The following is a 17,172-nucleotide window of genomic DNA, read 5'->3' as shown; positions in this document are numbered from 1 at the left end:
TGCCCTGTACTGCTGTCTTGCCATAAAAAAGGGCCGGAAGCCGGCCCTCAACGCTTACTGCCAGTTAATCAGGCAGTAATGTTTTTTACCGCGACGCAACAACGTGAAACGTCCAAACAGTTTATCGCTATCGCTGAAACGGTACTCGGCGTCTGACTGTTTTTCACCATTTAGCGAGACCGCATTTGAACCGATCATGGTGCGCGCCTGGCCACGCGATGGCACCAGCTCCGCCGCCACCAGCGCCTGTTGCAGATCGTCTTCTGCCGTCAGCGTGATGGTTGGCATACCGTCCTGCGCCAGCTGCTCAAAATCCGCTTCGGTCATGGCACTCAGGCTGCCGGAGAACAGGCTCTCGGTGATGCGTTTCGCCGCGGTTAGGCCGCTTTCGCCGTGCACCAGACGCGTCACCAGCTCAGCCAGCACGTACTGCGCACGTGGCGCTTTGCCGCTGTTTTTGTCTTCTTCTTCCAGCGCATTGATCTCTTCTATGCTCATGAAGGTGAAGAATTTCAGGAAGCGATAGACATCCGCATCTGCGGTATTAATCCAGAACTGGTAGAACTTGTACGGACTGGTTTTCTTCGCGTCCAGCCACACCGCGCCACCTTCGGTTTTACCGAATTTGGTGCCATCGGATTTGGTGATCAACGGTACGGTTAATCCCCACGCCTGCTGCTGATGCAGGCGACGCGTCAGGTCGATACCGGAGGTGATGTTGCCCCACTGATCGGAACCGCCAATCTGCAGCACCACATCGTGACGCTTGTTCAGTTCGGCAAAGTCATACCCCTGCAGCAGGTTGTAGGAGAACTCGGTGTAGGAGATGCCCTGATCTTCGCGGTTCAGACGCTGTTTCACCGCTTCGCGGTTGATCATCTGATTCACCGAGAAGTGTTTACCGATGTCACGCAGGAAGGTCAGCACGTTCATGCCGCCAAACCAGTCGTAGTTGTTGGCGGCGATGGCGCTGTTGTCGCCGCAATCAAAGCTCAGGAAAGGCGCAACCTGGTTGCGGATCTTGTCCACCCACTCGCCGACGGTTTCAGCGGTGTTAAGTTTACGTTCTGCTGCTTTAAAGCTGGGATCGCCAATCAGACCGGTGGCACCACCCACCAGCGCGACCGGCTTGTGTCCGGCATCCTGAAAACGTTTCAGGCAGAGCAGCGGCACCAGATGGCCCAAATGCAAGCTATCAGCGGTAGGATCGAAGCCGCAATAGAGTGCAATTGGCCCTTGCGCCAGTCGCTCTGCTAACGCTTCTTCATCCGTTACCTGGGCGACTAAGCCCCTTTCTTGCAATTGTTGTATCAGGTTACTGCTGGTCATCACTGACTCCAAATTGATCAGACTGCACCTAGGCTGGTACACAGCTTTCCGCTGACGTGCGGAGACGAAAAAAAAGAGGGCTATAGCATAAAGCGCTGACGCCAACTGCGCCAGCGTTGAAAGGGGATAAAACGCAGTTTTACGGGGCTAAACGGTCAATCGACCAGCCATTGTCATTACGCTGGTAGAGGAAGCGATCGTGCAGGCGATGTTCGCCGCCCTGCCAGAACTCCACGGTGTGGAATTTGACGCGGTAACCGCCCCAGAAACTGGGCAGCGGCACGTCGCCTTGCTGGAATTTCTGTTTGAGTTCGAGGAACTTGCCCTCCAGCACGCCGCGGGCAGAGATGCGGCTCGACTGCTTAGACACCCACGCACCAATCTGGCTATCACGCGGACGGCTACTGAAGTACTTCAACACTTCCAGCGGCGACAGCTTTTCCACTTCACCGAGCACCATGACCTGACGCTCAAGGAAGTGCCACGGGAAGTGCAGCGAAATACGCGGATTCTCTGCCAGCTGCAGCGCCTTACGGCTGCCGAGGTTGGTGTAGAACACCATACCTTGCTCATCGTAATGCTTCAGCAGCACGATGCGCTGATATGGCTGGCCGCTGCTGTCTACGGTGGCGACCGTCATCGCCGTCGGATCGGGCAACTGGGCGATGCAGGCCTGCTGTAGCCACTGCTCAAACAGCGCCAGAGGATTATCGGGCAAATCTTTACGTCGCAGCCCGCCGCGGGTGTATTCACGACGCAGATGGGCAATATTTTGCAAGCTGTCACTGTCGCTCATGCTGTTTCTCTTTTTCTCACGTTTACTGAACGGCGTTATCCGCGTTCTGCAATTCACAATCATTAATCACGATTTTGTTATTACGTTCAACAAAAGCGCCATTGCCTTTTGACCAGAAGACGTAAGTGCCGTCGCTGTAACGCGCACCGGAGGCCGAGACCGTTTGTGCCAATGTCAGTGGCTTGCCATCCAGGATAAAGCTCACCTGCTGCTTCGCATTATCCTGCGTCACCGTCAGCGGCAGCGTGCCGCACTGGTAGCGCAACTGTTGCGGCGCTGGCTCCTGATTATGCACCATGCCGCAACCACTCAATATCGCAATACTACTCAGCACCACTATGCTTTTTTTCATCTTCACCTCTTAACGAAGGGGGCGGGGATTGGCCGGATAAATCGCGCCCAATACACTCATATCACGCGCACCGGTGACCGCGGGCAAGTTGCCCGGTAATCCGTTTAGTGTGCGAAACGCCAGCCAGGCAAAGGCCAGCGCTTCCATATCATCACCACTGATGCCCGCTTCGTCGGTGGTACCGACTTCGGTACCCGACAGATGCGTAGCCAGGCGCGCCATTAGCAGCGGATTTCGGCTACCTCCGCCGCAGACCAACAGACGATCGCAACCGTGGTTGAGCTGTACCTGCTGGGCGATGGTCAGCGCCGTCAGTTCGGTTAGCGTGGCCTGGACATCCTGCGGTGCCAGCGCCGGGAAACGCTGCAACTGTTGCTCAATCCAGCTGAGATTGAAATATTCGCGCCCGGTGCTTTTCGGCGGCGGCAGCGCGAACCAGGGATCGCTTAACATCAATTCCAATAGCGCCGGGACCACCTGACCGCTGCGCGCCCAGGCAGCCTCTTTGTCGTACGGTAAGCTTTTATTCCGCCAAATCCACGCATCAATCAGCATATTGCCTGGGCCGGTGTCAAAACCGCGTACGGCCTGGCCCGGGATCAACAGTGAGAGATTAGCAATGCCACCAATGTTCAACACCATGCGGCGCTCCACGCTGTCCATTAACAGCGCCTGATGGAAAGCGGGAACCAGCGGCGCGCCCTGCCCACCGAGCGCCATATCACGACGACGGAAATCACCGATCACCGTTACGCCGGTTGCCGCCGCAATCTGGTTGTTATCACCGATTTGCAGCGTATTGGGTGCATCACTTTGCGGCTCGTGCCACACCGTTTGCCCGTGACAGCCTATCGCCATAATATCGCTGGCTTCCAGCGACTGCTGGTGCATCAAGGTCAATACCGCTTCGGCGAACAGCTTGCCAAGACGCGTATCCAGTTGCCCGAGCTGCGATAGCGTTAATGTTTGTCCCTGGCAAATGGCCAGCACCTGCTGACGTAGTTCCTGTGGAATGGGATGACAATAGCTGGCCTGCTGCGCCACCATATGTCCATCAATCGCCGCCAGCACTACGTCTACGCCGTCAAGGCTGGTGCCAGACATCACGCCAATATAGCGTCCTGATTTCATAGCGGTTCACTCCCTTAATATCATCTGGCTTAAGCCTGGCAAATTACCGAGGCTAATTCTATGATAAAATTCCGCTTTTCAGCGTCACTGCGCAGTGCATTCCAGCTAAGAAATATATTCGTCACGTAATTGAATTTTTGTTGAGGGAGGATGGTCTATGCTTCGCCCCAGCCGCGTTTTATACGGACTTAGAGTCAATTGCCGGTTTTCTGTCTTATACTCTGTGCAGTACAGGATGAGAAATATGGCGTTATTTTGCATTAAGGAGCGTTCTGATGATTAAGCGTTTTGTAGCCGTGGCGTTAACCGGCTTAACTCTGGCAGGTTGTGCCAATGACAGCACCCTTTCCGGTGACGTTTACAGCGCCAACGAAGCTAAACAAGTACAAAGTGTTTCCTACGGCACGCTGGTATCGGTTCGTCCGGTGAAAATCCAGGGCGGCGATGAAAACAACGTGATTGGCGCGATTGGTGGTGCCGTGCTGGGTGGTTTCCTCGGTAATACCATCGGCGGCGGTAGCGGCCGCAGTCTGGCCACTGCGGGCGGTGCGGTACTCGGTGGCGTAGCCGGTCAGGGCGTTCAGGGTGCGGTCAACAAATCTGACGGTGTCGAGCTGGAAATCCGCAAGGATGATGGCAACACCATCATGGTGGTGCAGAAACAAGCGGCCACTCGCTACTCGGTTGGTCAGCGCGTAGTAATGGCGTCAAACGGCAGCCAGGTTACCGTTTCGCCACGTTAAGCGTACAGATAAAAAAAACCGACGCCTTGCGTCGGTTTTTTTATTTCTCGCGGTTGTGAAATTCGAGAATGTTTTTTTCCAGCCGCGCAATCAGCGTCACCATCTGATTAATCTCTTCCAGGCTGATGCCGGAAAGAATGTCGTCACGCGTCGCATCAATCACATTTTCAACCTGTTCAATGATTGGCTCCGCCTGCTTCGTCAGCTTAATGCGCTTGGCGCGGCGATCGTTGGCGCAGGTGGCGCGGGTGATCAATCCCTTCTCTTCCAGCTGATCCAGCGTGCGCACCAGAGAAGGTTGCTCAATGCCGATCGCTTTAGCCAGCTGAATCTGTGACTGCTCTGGCGGGAGTTGATGAATATTGTGTAACGTCACCCAGTGTGTTTGAGTCAACTCAAGCGGTTTCAAACGCTGATCGATCAAAGCGCGCCAAATGCGCACCAGGCGAGACAGATCGGTTCCCAAGGGCGTATCCATTGCATCTCCTTATAATTAGCTTGCTAGCTATTAAGCCAGATTTTACACTATTCTGCGAGTTTACCTGGCAAATTACAAATACCAGGCCAGTGCATACGCTGGCTGTCTAAACTCTATTGAGATGATTCCCGGTCAAAAGGATGATGACACGTGTCCCTAACCGCTTTTTCCCCCAGCGCCCCGCTTACCGACCTGGTTTTCGGTGCGTCGCTGTTTTTCCCTCCGCTTTTTAAAGCGGTGTTGCTCGGTTTCTTTTTCTGGCTAATGATTCACCCGCTGATTCGCGGCTGGATCTACTCCGGCGATGTCTGGCATCCCACCTTAATGGATCTTTCCCTGTTTGTACTGTGCGTCGCTGGCGCATTGTGGTTACTGAGCCTCGGATAAATCACCATGAAATTCAACCCTTTTAAGTATTTTTCCACGGTAGTGCTCTTTGCGCTGGCCCTGCTTGCCGGCTGGTGGATGTGGAATTACTACATGCAATCGCCGTGGACGCGTGACGGCAAAGTGCGCGCCGAACTGGTGGATATCACGCCGGACGTGTCGGGACGCATCATCGCTCTGGCGGTACGTGACAATCAGTTCGTGCATAAAGGTGACGTATTGCTCAAGCTCGATCCGGTGCCGTGGCAAATTGCGCAGGCCAACGCCGAAGCGCAGTTAGGCAAAGCGCAGGCCGATCTGGCTAAAGCGCAGCATGAAGCCAATCGCCGTGCCAGCCTGCCGCGTAACGTCATTTCGGCGGAAGATATGGATGCCGCGCGTTTGACCGCCAACGCCGCCACAGCGAGCGCTAAAGCCGCGCAGGCGAGCCTTGATCAGGCGCGCTGGAACCTCGATCAAACCACTCTTACCGCGCCTACCGATGGCTGGATCAGCAACCTGACGCTGCGCACCGGCAACTATGCCAGTGCGGGTACGCCACTGTTTGCGCTGGTGGACAGCCACTCTTATTACGTAATGGGTTATTTCGAAGAGACCAAGCTGCGCCATATTCAACCCGGCGCTGCGGCGCAGATTGTGCTGTACAGCAACGGCGCTCGCTTGCAGGGTAAAGTGGAGAGCATCGGACGCGCCATTTATGACCAAAGTGTCGCCAGCGATGGCGGATTGGTCCCGGATATTAAGCCCAACGTGCCTTGGGTCCGTCTGGCACAACGCGTGCCAGTGCGTATTCATCTGGATGCGTTGCCGGATGGCGTAACGCTGGTGGCGGGCACCACCTGTACTATTTCTATCGCCCACTGAGGTCATGATGAACGTTCAGTGGCTGGCCTGGCAAAATTTGCCGTGGATAAAAGCAAGTTGGGCCGAGTGGCGCTACGCGCTGCGTAATGGCATCGCGATGTGTCTCGCATTAACCATCGCCTATGCGCTGCAACTCGATGAACCTTATTGGGCTATGACCTCGGCGGCGGTGGTCAGTTTCCCCACCGTCGGCGGTGCCATCAGTAAAAGTCTGGGCCGAATCGTCGGCAGTTTGCTCGGCGCTACCGCCGCGCTGGTGATTGCCGGACATACGTTAAACGAGCCCTGGCTGTTTGCCTTCTTCATGGCCGGTTGGCTGGCGTTCTGCACCTGGATCGCCAATCACTACCAAAACAACGTGGCCTACGCGTTTTCGCTGGCGGGGTATACCGCCGCCATCATTGCCTTTAGCAGTGTCAACATCACCGATGTTACTCAGTTGTGGGATATCGCTCAGGCGCGTGTTTGTGAAGTGATCTCCGGCATCCTGTGTGCCGGATTGATGATGATGATTCTGCCCAGCACCTCTGATGGCAACGCACTGATGAGTTCGCTGCGTCAGATGCATGCGCGTTTGCTGGATCATGCGGTGTTATTACTGCAGCAAGGCAGCACCGATAACGTGCGTACCGCGCATGAGAACGTTATCAGCCAAATTCTCACCATGAACCTGCTGCGCATTCAGGCATTTTGGAGCCACTATCGCTTCCGTCGCCAGAATAACGTGCTGAACTATGTGCTGCATCAGCAATTGCGTCTGACCAGCGTGCTCTCCAGCCTGCGCCGCATGTTGCTGAATTGGCCTGACGCGCCACCCGAACTTTACGACGCTATTGCCAAACTGCTGCAGGAACTGGCGCAGCCGCAGTGTGACAAATATCGTTTGGCGCTAATTTTGCGCGGCATTACGCCAGCGGCAACCGGTGATTACCGGCAGCGCGCTTTCGTCCAGCGACTGCGCTATTTCTGTTGGGTCTACCTCAACGTCAATCGCTGGATTCGCCTGATTGAACGCGCCGATGCCGACACGCGTTTTCAGCCGCCTTATGCGCCTTCACTGGCGCGCGAGAGCGACAGTGCGGAAGCCGGCTGGAGTGCACTGCGCACCTTCAGCGTGATTATGCTGGGCTGCGCCTTTTGGATCACCACGCAGTGGGATTCCGGTGCCGCGGCCCTGACGCTGACCGCCATCGCCTGTGTGCTTTACTCTTCCGCCCCTTCGCCCAGTGGCAGCGTAACGCTACTGCTAAAAACCTTGCTGTGGCTGTCGCTGTTTAGTTTTGTGCTGCAGTTCGGTTTGATGGTGCAAATCAGCGCGCTGTGGCAGTTTTTGTTGGTGCTGTTCCCGCTGCTACTCACCTTGCAGTTGTTTAAACTGCAGCAGAAGAAACGTGCGGGGATGTGGGGGCAATTCATTGTTTTTATGGGATCGTTTATTGCCGTCACCAATCCGCCAGACTGGGATTATCAAAGTTTCCTGAATGACAATCTCGCGAAGGTGTGTGGCGTACTGCTGGCGTGGCTGGCGTTTCAGGTGCTGCGTCCCAGTTCCGATGCGCGTCGCAGTCGCCGGCATATTCGCGCCCTGCGGCATGCGTTTCTCGATCAATTGCGTCGCCATCCGCGTCAAAGCGAAAGCCACTTTGAATCGCAGATTTATCATCATATCAGTCAGTTAAGTAACAGTCGCGACGAGCAAGCGCGCGTCTGGCTGCTGCGCTGGGGCGTGGTGCTGCTCAACTGTTCGCATATTGTCTGGCAACTGCGTGAATGGCAGCCCACTTCCGCTACGCTGGGACGGATGCGCGACAGCAGCCTGCAAAATTTACAAAGGATTATCAGCCTGCGCGGCGTGCATCACACCGCGTTGCAAGCCACGCTGGATGAGCTGGAGACCATGATTAACCAATTGCAGCAGCAGCCCGAGCGCGAAGCCAATATGCTGGCTGGCATTTTGTGGCGATTGCGCTGCTCACTCGCGCAGCTTGCGCAGGCGGTGCCGGATTGATCACTGACAATATTGCGTGGTCTGGCGATTAAAGTCTTCCTGCAGTTGCAGCAGCGATTTGTGTCCTTCAAAACGGGTTTTATCCTGATCGGACATCGGTTCGATCACCAACGCCTTCTCTTCTGAGGAGTAGATAAAACGCCGACTCAAAGTGGTGCCGGTGAAACTTTTGCCCTGAATACCGCCGCAAACCACCGTCATCGCATGTCGATAGGTTTCACTGTGCAAAAAATTGGTTTCGGTCGCGCTGCGTAATACGTTTTGACAGCCCTGGGCTTCGAGACGCTGCAGTGTGTGCTGTGTCAGCCATTCACGGCCACGGGCAATCTTCTCACAGGTTACGCGCAGTGGATTGGTATCGATAGTGCGTTGTAATTGTCGACTGGCATCCAAACGTAACTGCGTATCATTCGGTTGATCGCAACCCACCAACAACAAACATAATAGCATTATCCCACGCGTTTTCATTCCTGCCCCTGAGCATTTATTCCTGAATCAATATCATAGGACGGAAAAACCGCTGAGAGTAGTAAGAAAATGGGTCAACTTTTTTCAGGGAGGGTGAAAAAGGGCGACAAAAAGTTGCCGCCCTCAGCGTTAAATTACGCCGCAGGCAAAACGCGCGCCGCCGCCGCCAAGCGGTTGCGGATGATCGGCATGATTATCGCCGCCGACATGCACCATTAAGGCTTTACCTTTGATTTCACTCAGGGATTTAATGCGCGGCGCGACGACCGGATAATTCGCCTTGCCATCTTCTGTCACGAACAGTGCAGGTAAGTCACCAAGGTGTCCGTCGGCATACGGGCCAAGATGTTTGCCGCTGTTTTGCGGATCGAGATGTCCACCTGCCGCTCCCGCTGCCACGGTTTTCCCATCGGATTGACCGGGTTCACAACTGCCTTTGGCATGCACATGGAAGCCATGAATGCCGGGTTTGAGTCCGGTTAACGCGGGTGTAAATTGCACTCCGTACGGCGTTTCGCTGAGAGTGACTTTGCCAATCACCGCCCCGATACCTTGTGCCGTGGTTTCATGCAGCGTGACCTCTTCCGACGCAGCCTGCGCGCCAGCGGCGCAAGCCACAGCCAGCATAACAATGAGGGTTTTCTTCATAACGTCTCCTTACGGTTAGATTCCCTTTAAGCCTGGACTGCTTTCATCCAGGCTGCCGTAATTTGACGCAGCTTTACGCTTTAGGGCACATCATAACCGATGGCGGCTTTGCGAATGCGGAACCACTGCTGGCGATCAAGCGTTAACTGGCACGCCCCGACCGCTTCTTTAACACGTTCGATTTTGCCTGACCCAATAATGGGCAGCGGACGACTTGGCAACTTCATTACCCATGCATAGACCACTTGCTCGATATTGCTGGCGCCAATCTCTTGTTTCACCTGCTCCAGCTCATCACGCAGGGGTTGATAATGCGAATCGTTAAACAGTCGGCCGCCGCCGAGGCAAGACCATGCCATCGGACGAATGCGATTCTGCTGACACTGATCGAGCGAGCCATCCAACAGCGAAGTTTGCTCCAGCGGAGAGATTTCCAGCTGGTTAGTGACCAGACTGAACGGCAAACGCGATTGCAGCAGCGTGAACTGTGACGCGGTGAAGTTGGAAACACCGAAGTGGCGCACTTTGCCGCTCTGATGCAGCGCCATAAAGGCTTCCGCAATCTCATCTGCGTCCATCAATGGATCCGGACGATGAATCAGCATGAGATCGAGGTAATCGGTATTGAAATGACGCAGGGAATTTTCAGCGCTGTGCAGAATGTGACTGGCTTCAGTGATGTAGTGGCCGATGCGGTGTTCAGGTTTTGCACGCGTGGCAATGCCACATTTGGTGACGATTTGCAGCTTCTCACGCAAGCCTGGAGCCAGGCGCAGCGCGTCACCGAAGGCGGCTTCACATTGGTAATCGCCGTAAATGTCGGCGTGATCGACGGTGGTGATGCCCAGCGCCAAATGGTGCTCGATAAACGCCACCACTTGCTGCGGCGTCATGCCCCACTCCATTAAACGCCAGTAGCCAGCAATCAGCGGTGAAAAAGACGGTCCCTGCGGTGCAATAGCCTGCGGTTGTAACATGGTTAAACTCCCTCAAACACGGATCCAGATGACGAAAGCGGGAGTATAACGGAAAGGCAAATCATCGTTTTCTTAAAACAGTTCCGGTTGTTGTGGATCATGATCTTCATCCACTTTCTGCTGCCGCTGCAGGCGCAAAAAGCGTTGCCGGCACAAGCGCAGCACATCGCGCTTTTGCGCATCGCTGAATTTCATCCAGTTAAAGCGCTCTTCCCGGCTGCGTAAACACCCACGGCAATAGCCACGCGCGTCACTCTGGCAAATGCCGCGACACGGACTGGGAACGGGGAAGAACTCCAGTTGCTCGGCCACATCAACTCCGCAATTAACATCTGACTTAACATTGATAACAGCTTAGTGACATTGTGCAAAGAGTAAACGTGAATTGCTCATTATGCCCCCACGGCCACCTCTGGTTACGACTGTTTACCAAATAGCCAGCGTTTACAGAATTTAGAGTGCGCATGTTTAATCTTCGTTAAGGTTTTCCTCATCTTGTCTTCATAGGATTGTCGCATTACTCCTCAGCGTCGAATTTTCATGAGATTTCCGAACACATTTCAGTGCAGTAGCAGTGGATTTAACCTTATTGCTGCGCTGTTCTTCACCTTGATATTGAATGCCCTTTTCTTGCTGCGCGCATGGGAAATGATCCCTTACGATCATCCCCACGATTATCTGTTCGCTGCCAGTATCCCTGTAGTACTAGCCTCGGCTTTCTATTTTATTTTCTCGCTTGCTGCGTTGCCTTATATCCGCAAGCCGTTGCTGATTGTGCTGGTCGTCGTTAGCGCGGCCGCCAACTACTTCATGCACAGTTTTGGTACGGTGATCGACACCAATATGATCCAAAACGTATTTGAATCCGACCCGCAAGAGGCCGGTGCGTTGATCAGTAGCCGCTATGTAATATGGATGTTGTTGATGGGGATTGTGCCGGTAGCGCTGATTTGCGGCGTGCGTTTTCATCAGGGACAACGATGGTGGTGGAACTTACTGCAACGCTTAACGGGCGCATTGGGAGCAATATTAGTGATATTGCTAATGGCAGCGCTGTTCTACAAAGATTACGCCTCGCTGATACGCAATAATAAAAACCTGATCAAGATGATTACCCCGGCCAATATCGTTAGCGGTACCGGCCATTATGTCGATCAACGTTATCTGCAAGGTAGCCAGGCGCTGGTGAAACTCGGTGAAGATGCACATAAAGGTCCGTTAATCTCCGCAGCAACCAAAAAAACGCTGGTGGTGCTAGTCGTAGGGGAAACGGCGCGCGCCGGGAATTTCTCGTTGGGCGGTTACGCGCGAGATACCAATCCAGAACTGAAAAAACAACAGGTAATTTATTATCGCAACGCCAGTTCCTGCGGCACAGAAACCGCCATATCGGTGCCCTGTATGTTCTCCAATATGCCACGCGCGCATTACGACGCTAATCTGGCGCACCATCAGGAAGGCATGCTCGACATCCTTGCCCATGCGGGCGTGAGCGTGCTGTGGCGCGAGAACGATGGCGGCTGTAAAGGCGCCTGTGACCGCGTGCCACACACCGATATGACACAGTGGAAACTGCCACAATATTGCCATGACGGATTTTGCCAGGACGATGTGTTGCTGCATCGTATTGATAACTATGTTGATAGCCTGCACAACGACAGCATTATTGTACTACACCAAATGGGCAGCCACGGTCCGGCCTATTATCAGCGCTATCCAGCTGAATTCCGCCGCTTTACGCCCACCTGTGACAGTAAGCAGATTCAGGATTGCGATCATCAGGCGCTGGTCAATACCTATGACAACACCTTGCTGTATTCCGACGCGATGCTGAGCCACACCATTGATAAGCTGAAAGTCCTGAGCGATCGCTTCAATGTAGCCTTGGTCTACCTCTCCGATCACGGTGAATCTCTTGGCGAGCGCGGAATGTATCTGCACGGTGCGCCTTATCTGTTTGCCCCTACGCAGCAGACACACATTCCTCTGCTGTTGTGGATGTCACCGGGTTACGCGGTGGCCAATCACATTAATGAAGCCTGTTTACGCCAGCAAGCAGCCGACGAAAACGTATCGCAAGATAATCTTTTCCATACGGTTTTAGGCATGTTCAATGTCCAGACCCAGCAATATCAGCCGCAGCTGGACATGATCAGATCGTGCCAAACGGCTGCCTGAAGGTTGCGTTAGACTGACTGGTCTAATAACCTGCAACCCATGAATAAGACTCAGCCACGCAACGATACCCGTGAACACCTGCTCGCCATTGGCGAGCAGGTTTGTTTACAGCGCGGTTTTACCGGCATGGGATTGATCGAGATGCTGGCGCTGGCGGACGTCACCAAAGGCTCGTTTTATCACTATTTCGGTTCGAAAGAAGCCTTTGGCGTGGCGCTGATTGAGCGCTACTTCACCCACTTTCAGCAACAGATCGATCAGCAACTGAATCTGCCAGGCCTCACGCCGACTGAACGCCTGTTAGCGCATTTTCGATATGGCGAAAGGCTGTTTATCGAGCAGGGCCATATTGTTGGCTGCCTTGGCGTGAAGTTATCAGCGGAAGTGTGCGATCTCTCTGAACCGATGCGCGATGCGCTGCAACAGGGTGCGAATGCCATCATCGCAGCCTACACACGCTGTTTAACCGATGTGGCGGCTGAGCAGGCATTGCCCTATGACCAAACTCCGCAGCAGCTGGCGCATCGTTGCTACTTGTTGTGGCTTGGGGCCAGTTTGCAGAGCAAGATTTCCCGAGAATCAGGTCCGATTAGCCTGGCGCTCGACACCATCGAACAGTGGCTGATGAGTCACTGACTTTTAAAAATCCGCGTTACTAGACGACCGGTCTTCCTGGAGCAATCATTATGGCGAGTAAGCAGCTGTTCTCACCACTCAAAGTGGGCGCGATTACCGTACCGAACCGCATTTTCATGGCCCCGTTGACGCGTCTGCGCAGCATTGAGCCGGGCGATATCCCAACGCCGTTGATGGCGGAATATTATCAACAGCGCGCAAACGCCGGTTTAATCATCACCGAAGCCACTCAGATCTCTTTCCAGGCGAAAGGTTACGCCGGCGCACCGGGTCTGCACACACAGCAGCAAATTGCCGCGTGGAAAATGATTAACGAAGGCATTCATGCTGCTAAAGGTCACAGCGCCGTCCAGCTGTGGCATACCGGCCGCATTTCGCATAACAGCGTGCAGCCAGAAGGCAAAGCGCCTGTCGCACCCACCGCGCTGGCGGCGGGTACGCGTACTTCCCTACGCGCCGAGGATGGTTCTGTCTATCGTGAAGACACCTCAGTACCGCGCGAGCTGTCAGTGGCGGAAATTCAGCAAATCGTAAAAGATTTTGGTCAGGCCGCCGCCAATGCGCGCGATGCCGACTTCGACCTGCTGGAGCTGCATTCTGCGCACGGTTATCTGATGCACCAGTTCCTTGCACCTGACTCAAACCAGCGTACCGATGAGTATGGCGGTTCGATTGAGAAACGTGGCCGTTTCGCGCTGGAAGTGGTGGATGCAGCAATTGCCAACTGGTCTGCCGACCGCATTGGGATTCGCGTTTCGCCAATCGGTGCCTTCCAGAATCTGGAAAATGGCCCGGACGAAGAAAAAGCGGCGCTGTGGTATATCGCCGAGCTGGGCAAACGCGGCATCGCCTATCTGCACCTATCTGAGCCAGACTGGGCGGGTGGACAGCCTTACAGCGATGCCTTCCGCGAGAAAGTGCGTGCGCTGTTCCCTGGCGTCATCATCGGTGCGGGTGCCTACACCGTTGAGAAAGCCGATGATCTGATTGCTCGCGGCCTGATTGATGCGGTGGCGTTTGGCCGCGACTTTATCGCTAACCCGGATCTGGTGGCGCGTCTGCAGCAAGATGCTCCTCTCAACCCGCAACGTCCGGAAAGCTTCTACGGCGGCGGTGCGGAAGGGTATACCGATTACCCCACCCTGTAAGAAAATGGCTGCCGCCGTGGATTGGCGGCAGCGTTGTTTCATCAGTGTGTATACTAAGTTGTCTTGTCATTCACTGATGACGTTTTAAAAAAGAGGATGTTATGCGTTTACTTCACACCATGTTACGCGTTGGCGATTTGCAACGTTCCATCGACTTTTACACCCGCGTGCTTGGCATGCGCGTGCTGCGTCAGAGCGAAAACACCGAGTACAAATACACGCTGGCGTTTGTTGGCTATACCGAAGAGAGCGAAGGCGCGGTGATTGAGCTGACATACAACTGGGGCGTGGATAAATACGATCTCGGCAACGCCTACGGCCATATCGCGCTGGGCGTGGACAATGTGGCCGATACCTGCGAACGCATTCGCAGCGCCGGCGGCAACGTGACGCGTGAAGCGGGTCCGGTGAAAGGCGGTTCTACCATTATTGCGTTTGTTGAAGATCCAGACGGTTACAAAATCGAGCTGATTGAAAATAAACATGCCGGTCACGGCTTAGGCAACTAATGTTGCTCGTCAGCCTGCTAATTGCAGGCTGACTTCCCTCTCCTGCTGCACCCTCCTGCGATTTTTGCCATAATGCGCGCTGCCCTATTTATTGCCATGAGATCCTGATGTCTGAATCGAACGCTTTAAACGCTCTCCACCAACGCTTCCGCGGTTTTTATCCTGTCGTGATCGATGTTGAAACCGCTGGTTTCAATGCACAAACCGATGCACTGCTGGAAATTGCAGCCACAACGCTGAAAATGGATGAAGACGGCTGGTTGCATCGCGATGAAACGCTGCACTTCCATGTGGAACCGTTTGAAGGCGCCATTCTCAATCCTGCGGCGCTGGCGTTTACCGGTATCGATCCCACCAATCCGCTGCGCGGTGCGGTAAGCGAATACGAAGCGCTGCATGCGATTTTTAAAATGGTACGCAAAGGCACCAAAGACAGCGGCTGTAATCGCGCCATTATTGTGGCGCACAATGCCACTTTCGATCTTAACTTTGTCATGGCGGCCGCAGAACGCGCCAGCCTGAAACGCAATCCGTTCCACCCTTTCGCCACGTTTGATACTGCGGCATTAAGCGGATTAGTGTTGGGGCAAACCGTATTGGCGAAAGCCTGCAAAGCAGCGGGAATGGAGTTTGATAGTACGCAAGCGCATTCGGCGCTGTATGACACCGAGCAAACCGCGACGCTGTTCTGTGAGCTGGTGAATCGCTGGAAACGCCTTGGTGGCTGGCCATTGGCTTTCAGTGAAGAACCCGCTGACGACGCGTCCGTCGAATAGCCAAAGAAAAGGCCGACATGTGTCGGCCTTCTGCATTATTCCGCTTCTTTATATTTCTCAGCGGTCTCTTTCAGCAGCGGCTGAAGTTCGCCGCGCTGGAACATTTCCACGATGATGTCGCAGCCGCCGACCAGCTCACCATCAACCCACAGCTGCGGGAAGGTTGGCCAGTTCGCGTATTTTGGCATTTCAGCACGGATATCCGGGTTCTGCAGAATGTCCACATAGGCGAAACGCTCGCCGCATGCGGAAAGCGCCTGCACGGCCTGCGCCGAGAAACCGCAGCTTGGCAGCTTCGGGGAACCTTTCATGTACAGCAGAATCGGGTTTTCTGCGATCTGACGCTGAATTTTTTCAACAGTACTCATTATTGCCTTCCTTAATCCTTCACTTCGTGTTTGTTTATTGTAGCGATTTCGCTCCCGTACTGAAAACGGGATTTTGTGTTTGCGCCTGCTAATCGCCATGTTTGTTAAGTCAATTCATGACAAATAACATTTTCATATCATTAATTGGCATTAATAAATTAATAATTAGCAATAGTTTCGCTGGGTTAACCAGCTGAAATCGCTCATTTTTGCTACAGAATCAATCTGGTAACATATTAATGGAAAAAGGCCTTACCTTTTGGAAAAAAAGTGGATTAGAATTGCCTCGGCGCTGGTCACTTGATCAGATTTCTCTCACTTTGCCGCAGTCTGTGTTCATTCAGCCTGCTTAACCTGTAACCGGATTATGCGTCTACTAATTACGCTTTTCATACTGGCTTTAGCCCAACTGTTCTTTAATGTGGCTGCTGCATCTCCGCATGCACCCGTTAATGCCAGCTCGCTCAAAGCAGAGAAAAAGAGCGCACGTGAAGACGAGCGCCGCAAACGACGTCCGGTGAAAACCACCACAAAAAAATCGCGCCTGACTGCTGTCCAAAAATTCAAACTAAAAAAACAGACCAAAACTGAAACCGCGCTGCACAAAACCACCAGCAAAAAATCCCCGCTGAAACTTACCGCTAAGAAATACGGTCATCAACGCCTGGTGAAGAAATCTCCCGAAGTGGTGGTTGATGACGAAGCGGTTGCGCTTACCGGCATCAAAATGAGTAAGTCGCACCGCCAGCGTTATCAAAAAGCGCGTGAAACGGCGATGACCAAATTAATGGGCCAACTCGGTAAACCTTATCAATGGGGCGGCACCTCGCCACATACCGGTTTCGACTGCAGTGGATTGGTCTGGTACGCCTATAAAGATCTGGTGAAATTCAAATTTCCGCGCACCGCCAATGAGATGTATCACTTGCGTGATGCTTCCCCGATCAAACGTGAAATGCTGGAGAAAGGGGATCTGGTGTTCTTCCGCATTAACAATCGCGGCACCGCTGATCATGTTGGTGTTTATCTCGGCAACGGCAAATTCATTCAGTCGCCGCGTACCGGCAAAGATATTCAGATTAGCGCTTTGGGAGAGGATTACTGGCAGAAACACTATGTGGGCGCGCGTCGTATGATGACGCCAAAAACCATTCGCTAATTGTTGCGCAACAAACAGAAAAAAGCCGGATGCTGCACACAGCTCCGGCTTTTTTGTTAATGCATGATCGCGGTAAAACTGAAGGCGATAATCATCAACAGTGCGCCAACAGTGGTCATTAGCGCCAGCTTCAGGTCAGTATTCATCACAACTCCTTAGTCACACAATTAATAGGGTTAACGCGATTTTCGCACAGCAATCGGCAAAAATCTCGTGT

General features: G+C 53.6%; 21 protein-coding genes. 10 read left to right on the top strand and 11 right to left on the bottom strand.

The features are described from left to right. Window positions 1-54 precede the first annotated feature (54 nt). The 4 genes from tyrS to anmK all read right to left on the bottom strand — a co-directional run bounded on the left by tyrS (window position 55) and on the right by anmK (window position 3,608). Window positions 55-1,329 carry a tyrosine--tRNA ligase gene (gene tyrS / locus AC6I8K_RS08535; RefSeq protein WP_064741064.1) on the bottom strand — a complete coding sequence of 425 codons (1,275 nt, stop codon included), beginning with the start codon at window positions 1,327-1,329 and terminating at the stop codon, window positions 55-57. Between the two features lie 139 nt (window positions 1,330-1,468). Next, window positions 1,469-2,125: a pyridoxamine 5'-phosphate oxidase gene (pdxH, locus tag AC6I8K_RS08530; RefSeq protein ID WP_064741063.1), complete on the bottom strand. Its 657-nt coding sequence runs from the start codon at window positions 2,123-2,125 to the stop codon at window positions 1,469-1,471. A 22-nt stretch (window positions 2,126-2,147) separates the two neighbouring features. After that, window positions 2,148-2,477, bottom strand: a complete 330-nt coding sequence (locus AC6I8K_RS08525; protein ID WP_483817277.1) for an MliC family protein — start codon at window positions 2,475-2,477, stop codon at window positions 2,148-2,150. 9 nt (window positions 2,478-2,486) lie between these two features. Further along, window positions 2,487-3,608: an anhydro-N-acetylmuramic acid kinase gene (gene anmK, locus AC6I8K_RS08520; protein WP_497826519.1), complete on the bottom strand. Its 1,122-nt coding sequence runs from the start codon at window positions 3,606-3,608 to the stop codon at window positions 2,487-2,489. A gap of 275 nt (window positions 3,609-3,883) precedes the next feature. Between anmK and slyB the strand changes: the two genes are divergently transcribed. Continuing rightward, entirely contained in the window at window positions 3,884-4,351 is a 468-nt protein-coding gene (slyB, locus tag AC6I8K_RS08515) for an outer membrane lipoprotein SlyB (RefSeq protein WP_007892784.1), read from the top strand. A gap of 40 nt (window positions 4,352-4,391) precedes the next feature. On the opposite strand, the gene slyA is transcribed toward slyB, so the two are convergent. Continuing rightward, a complete protein-coding gene (gene slyA / locus AC6I8K_RS08510; RefSeq protein WP_007892783.1) occupies window positions 4,392-4,829 on the bottom strand; it encodes a transcriptional regulator SlyA in 438 nt (145 codons plus the stop codon). Between the two features lie 150 nt (window positions 4,830-4,979). Between slyA and AC6I8K_RS08505 the strand changes: the two genes are divergently transcribed. Genes AC6I8K_RS08505 through AC6I8K_RS08495 form a run of 3 tightly spaced genes read left to right on the top strand, consistent with a single transcriptional unit; the run spans window position 4,980 to window position 8,088 of the window. Continuing rightward, window positions 4,980-5,216: a DUF1656 domain-containing protein gene (locus AC6I8K_RS08505; protein ID WP_064741060.1), complete on the top strand. Its 237-nt coding sequence runs from the start codon at window positions 4,980-4,982 to the stop codon at window positions 5,214-5,216. 6 nt (window positions 5,217-5,222) lie between these two features. Further along, window positions 5,223-6,080, top strand: coding sequence for an efflux RND transporter periplasmic adaptor subunit (locus AC6I8K_RS08500; RefSeq protein WP_064741059.1), 858 nt, complete (start codon window positions 5,223-5,225; stop codon window positions 6,078-6,080). A 7-nt stretch (window positions 6,081-6,087) separates the two neighbouring features. Beyond that, the gene (locus AC6I8K_RS08495; protein ID WP_064741058.1) at window positions 6,088-8,088 is read left to right on the top strand and encodes an FUSC family protein; all 2,001 of its coding nucleotides are present in this window, start codon (window positions 6,088-6,090) and stop codon (window positions 8,086-8,088) included. On the opposite strand, the gene AC6I8K_RS08490 is transcribed toward AC6I8K_RS08495, so the two are convergent. The 4 genes from AC6I8K_RS08490 to AC6I8K_RS08475 form a co-directional block, all read right to left on the bottom strand. Continuing rightward, the gene (locus AC6I8K_RS08490) at window positions 8,089-8,556 is read right to left on the bottom strand and encodes a hypothetical protein (protein WP_483817274.1); all 468 of its coding nucleotides are present in this window, start codon (window positions 8,554-8,556) and stop codon (window positions 8,089-8,091) included. Between the two features lie 129 nt (window positions 8,557-8,685). Beyond that, window positions 8,686-9,204: a superoxide dismutase [Cu-Zn] SodC gene (gene sodC / locus AC6I8K_RS08485; protein WP_483817273.1), complete on the bottom strand. Its 519-nt coding sequence runs from the start codon at window positions 9,202-9,204 to the stop codon at window positions 8,686-8,688. 80 nt (window positions 9,205-9,284) lie between these two features. Continuing rightward, window positions 9,285-10,181: an aldo/keto reductase gene (locus AC6I8K_RS08480; protein WP_497826518.1), complete on the bottom strand. Its 897-nt coding sequence runs from the start codon at window positions 10,179-10,181 to the stop codon at window positions 9,285-9,287. 72 nt (window positions 10,182-10,253) lie between these two features. Beyond that, window positions 10,254-10,493 carry a DUF1289 domain-containing protein gene (locus AC6I8K_RS08475; protein ID WP_008110296.1) on the bottom strand — a complete coding sequence of 80 codons (240 nt, stop codon included), beginning with the start codon at window positions 10,491-10,493 and terminating at the stop codon, window positions 10,254-10,256. 228 nt (window positions 10,494-10,721) lie between these two features. Here AC6I8K_RS08475 and eptA point away from each other — a divergent pair, with 228 nt between their 5' ends. The 5 genes from eptA to rnt all read left to right on the top strand — a co-directional run bounded on the left by eptA (window position 10,722) and on the right by rnt (window position 15,428). Beyond that, window positions 10,722-12,359 carry a phosphoethanolamine transferase EptA gene (gene eptA / locus AC6I8K_RS08470; protein WP_497826517.1) on the top strand — a complete coding sequence of 546 codons (1,638 nt, stop codon included), beginning with the start codon at window positions 10,722-10,724 and terminating at the stop codon, window positions 12,357-12,359. A gap of 39 nt (window positions 12,360-12,398) precedes the next feature. Further along, window positions 12,399-12,995 carry a TetR/AcrR family transcriptional regulator gene (locus AC6I8K_RS08465; RefSeq protein ID WP_483817270.1) on the top strand — a complete coding sequence of 199 codons (597 nt, stop codon included), beginning with the start codon at window positions 12,399-12,401 and terminating at the stop codon, window positions 12,993-12,995. Window positions 12,996-13,045: 50 nt separating this feature from the next. After that, window positions 13,046-14,143, top strand: coding sequence for an alkene reductase (locus AC6I8K_RS08460; RefSeq protein ID WP_497826516.1), 1,098 nt, complete (start codon window positions 13,046-13,048; stop codon window positions 14,141-14,143). A gap of 101 nt (window positions 14,144-14,244) precedes the next feature. Further along, window positions 14,245-14,652: a lactoylglutathione lyase gene (gene gloA, locus AC6I8K_RS08455; protein ID WP_007892766.1), complete on the top strand. Its 408-nt coding sequence runs from the start codon at window positions 14,245-14,247 to the stop codon at window positions 14,650-14,652. Between the two features lie 107 nt (window positions 14,653-14,759). Then, window positions 14,760-15,428 carry a ribonuclease T gene (gene rnt, locus AC6I8K_RS08450; protein WP_008110303.1) on the top strand — a complete coding sequence of 223 codons (669 nt, stop codon included), beginning with the start codon at window positions 14,760-14,762 and terminating at the stop codon, window positions 15,426-15,428. Between the two features lie 35 nt (window positions 15,429-15,463). Here the strand turns inward: rnt and AC6I8K_RS08445 are convergent, their stop codons facing one another. After that, on the bottom strand, window positions 15,464-15,799 hold the full coding sequence (locus AC6I8K_RS08445) for a Grx4 family monothiol glutaredoxin (protein ID WP_175501675.1): 336 nt from the start codon (window positions 15,797-15,799) through the stop codon (window positions 15,464-15,466). Between the two features lie 364 nt (window positions 15,800-16,163). On the opposite strand from AC6I8K_RS08445, the gene AC6I8K_RS08440 reads away from it, so the two are divergent. Further along, window positions 16,164-16,955, top strand: a complete 792-nt coding sequence (locus AC6I8K_RS08440; RefSeq protein ID WP_064741050.1) for a C40 family peptidase — start codon at window positions 16,164-16,166, stop codon at window positions 16,953-16,955. 56 nt (window positions 16,956-17,011) lie between these two features. Here the strand turns inward: AC6I8K_RS08440 and cydH are convergent, their stop codons facing one another. After that, window positions 17,012-17,101 carry a cytochrome bd-I oxidase subunit CydH gene (gene cydH / locus AC6I8K_RS08435; RefSeq protein ID WP_007892756.1) on the bottom strand — a complete coding sequence of 30 codons (90 nt, stop codon included), beginning with the start codon at window positions 17,099-17,101 and terminating at the stop codon, window positions 17,012-17,014. Window positions 17,102-17,172 lie beyond the last annotated feature (71 nt).

Source organism: Pantoea sp. X-Soil-ISGK-421, assembly GCF_059730785.1.
Note: the sequence above shows the minus strand (reverse complement) of the source record. Positions and strands in the feature narration are given on the sequence as shown.

Excerpts from the sequence above, each read along its gene's own strand:
- anmK (WP_497826519.1), bottom strand. The coding sequence starts at position 3,608 with ATGAAATCAGGACGCTATATTGGCGTGATGTCTGGCACCAGCCTTGAC.
- tyrS (WP_064741064.1), bottom strand. The coding sequence starts at position 1,329 with ATGACCAGCAGTAACCTGATACAACAATTGCAAGAAAGGGGCTTAGTC.
- AC6I8K_RS08465 (WP_483817270.1), top strand. The coding sequence starts at position 12,399 with ATGAATAAGACTCAGCCACGCAACGATACCCGTGAACACCTGCTCGCC.
- AC6I8K_RS08525 (WP_483817277.1), bottom strand. The coding sequence starts at position 2,477 with ATGAAAAAAAGCATAGTGGTGCTGAGTAGTATTGCGATATTGAGTGGT.
- AC6I8K_RS08490 (WP_483817274.1), bottom strand. The coding sequence starts at position 8,556 with ATGAAAACGCGTGGGATAATGCTATTATGTTTGTTGTTGGTGGGTTGC.
- AC6I8K_RS08500 (WP_064741059.1), top strand. The coding sequence starts at position 5,223 with ATGAAATTCAACCCTTTTAAGTATTTTTCCACGGTAGTGCTCTTTGCG.
- slyA (WP_007892783.1), bottom strand. The coding sequence starts at position 4,829 with ATGGATACGCCCTTGGGAACCGATCTGTCTCGCCTGGTGCGCATTTGG.
- AC6I8K_RS08440 (WP_064741050.1), top strand. The coding sequence starts at position 16,164 with ATGCGTCTACTAATTACGCTTTTCATACTGGCTTTAGCCCAACTGTTC.
- AC6I8K_RS08460 (WP_497826516.1), top strand. The coding sequence starts at position 13,046 with ATGGCGAGTAAGCAGCTGTTCTCACCACTCAAAGTGGGCGCGATTACC.
- pdxH (WP_064741063.1), bottom strand. The coding sequence starts at position 2,125 with ATGAGCGACAGTGACAGCTTGCAAAATATTGCCCATCTGCGTCGTGAA.
- slyB (WP_007892784.1), top strand. The coding sequence starts at position 3,884 with ATGATTAAGCGTTTTGTAGCCGTGGCGTTAACCGGCTTAACTCTGGCA.
- gloA (WP_007892766.1), top strand. The coding sequence starts at position 14,245 with ATGCGTTTACTTCACACCATGTTACGCGTTGGCGATTTGCAACGTTCC.
- AC6I8K_RS08495 (WP_064741058.1), top strand. The coding sequence starts at position 6,088 with ATGAACGTTCAGTGGCTGGCCTGGCAAAATTTGCCGTGGATAAAAGCA.
- AC6I8K_RS08480 (WP_497826518.1), bottom strand. The coding sequence starts at position 10,181 with ATGTTACAACCGCAGGCTATTGCACCGCAGGGACCGTCTTTTTCACCG.
- eptA (WP_497826517.1), top strand. The coding sequence starts at position 10,722 with ATGAGATTTCCGAACACATTTCAGTGCAGTAGCAGTGGATTTAACCTT.
- rnt (WP_008110303.1), top strand. The coding sequence starts at position 14,760 with ATGTCTGAATCGAACGCTTTAAACGCTCTCCACCAACGCTTCCGCGGT.
- sodC (WP_483817273.1), bottom strand. The coding sequence starts at position 9,204 with ATGAAGAAAACCCTCATTGTTATGCTGGCTGTGGCTTGCGCCGCTGGC.
- cydH (WP_007892756.1), bottom strand. The coding sequence starts at position 17,101 with ATGAATACTGACCTGAAGCTGGCGCTAATGACCACTGTTGGCGCACTG.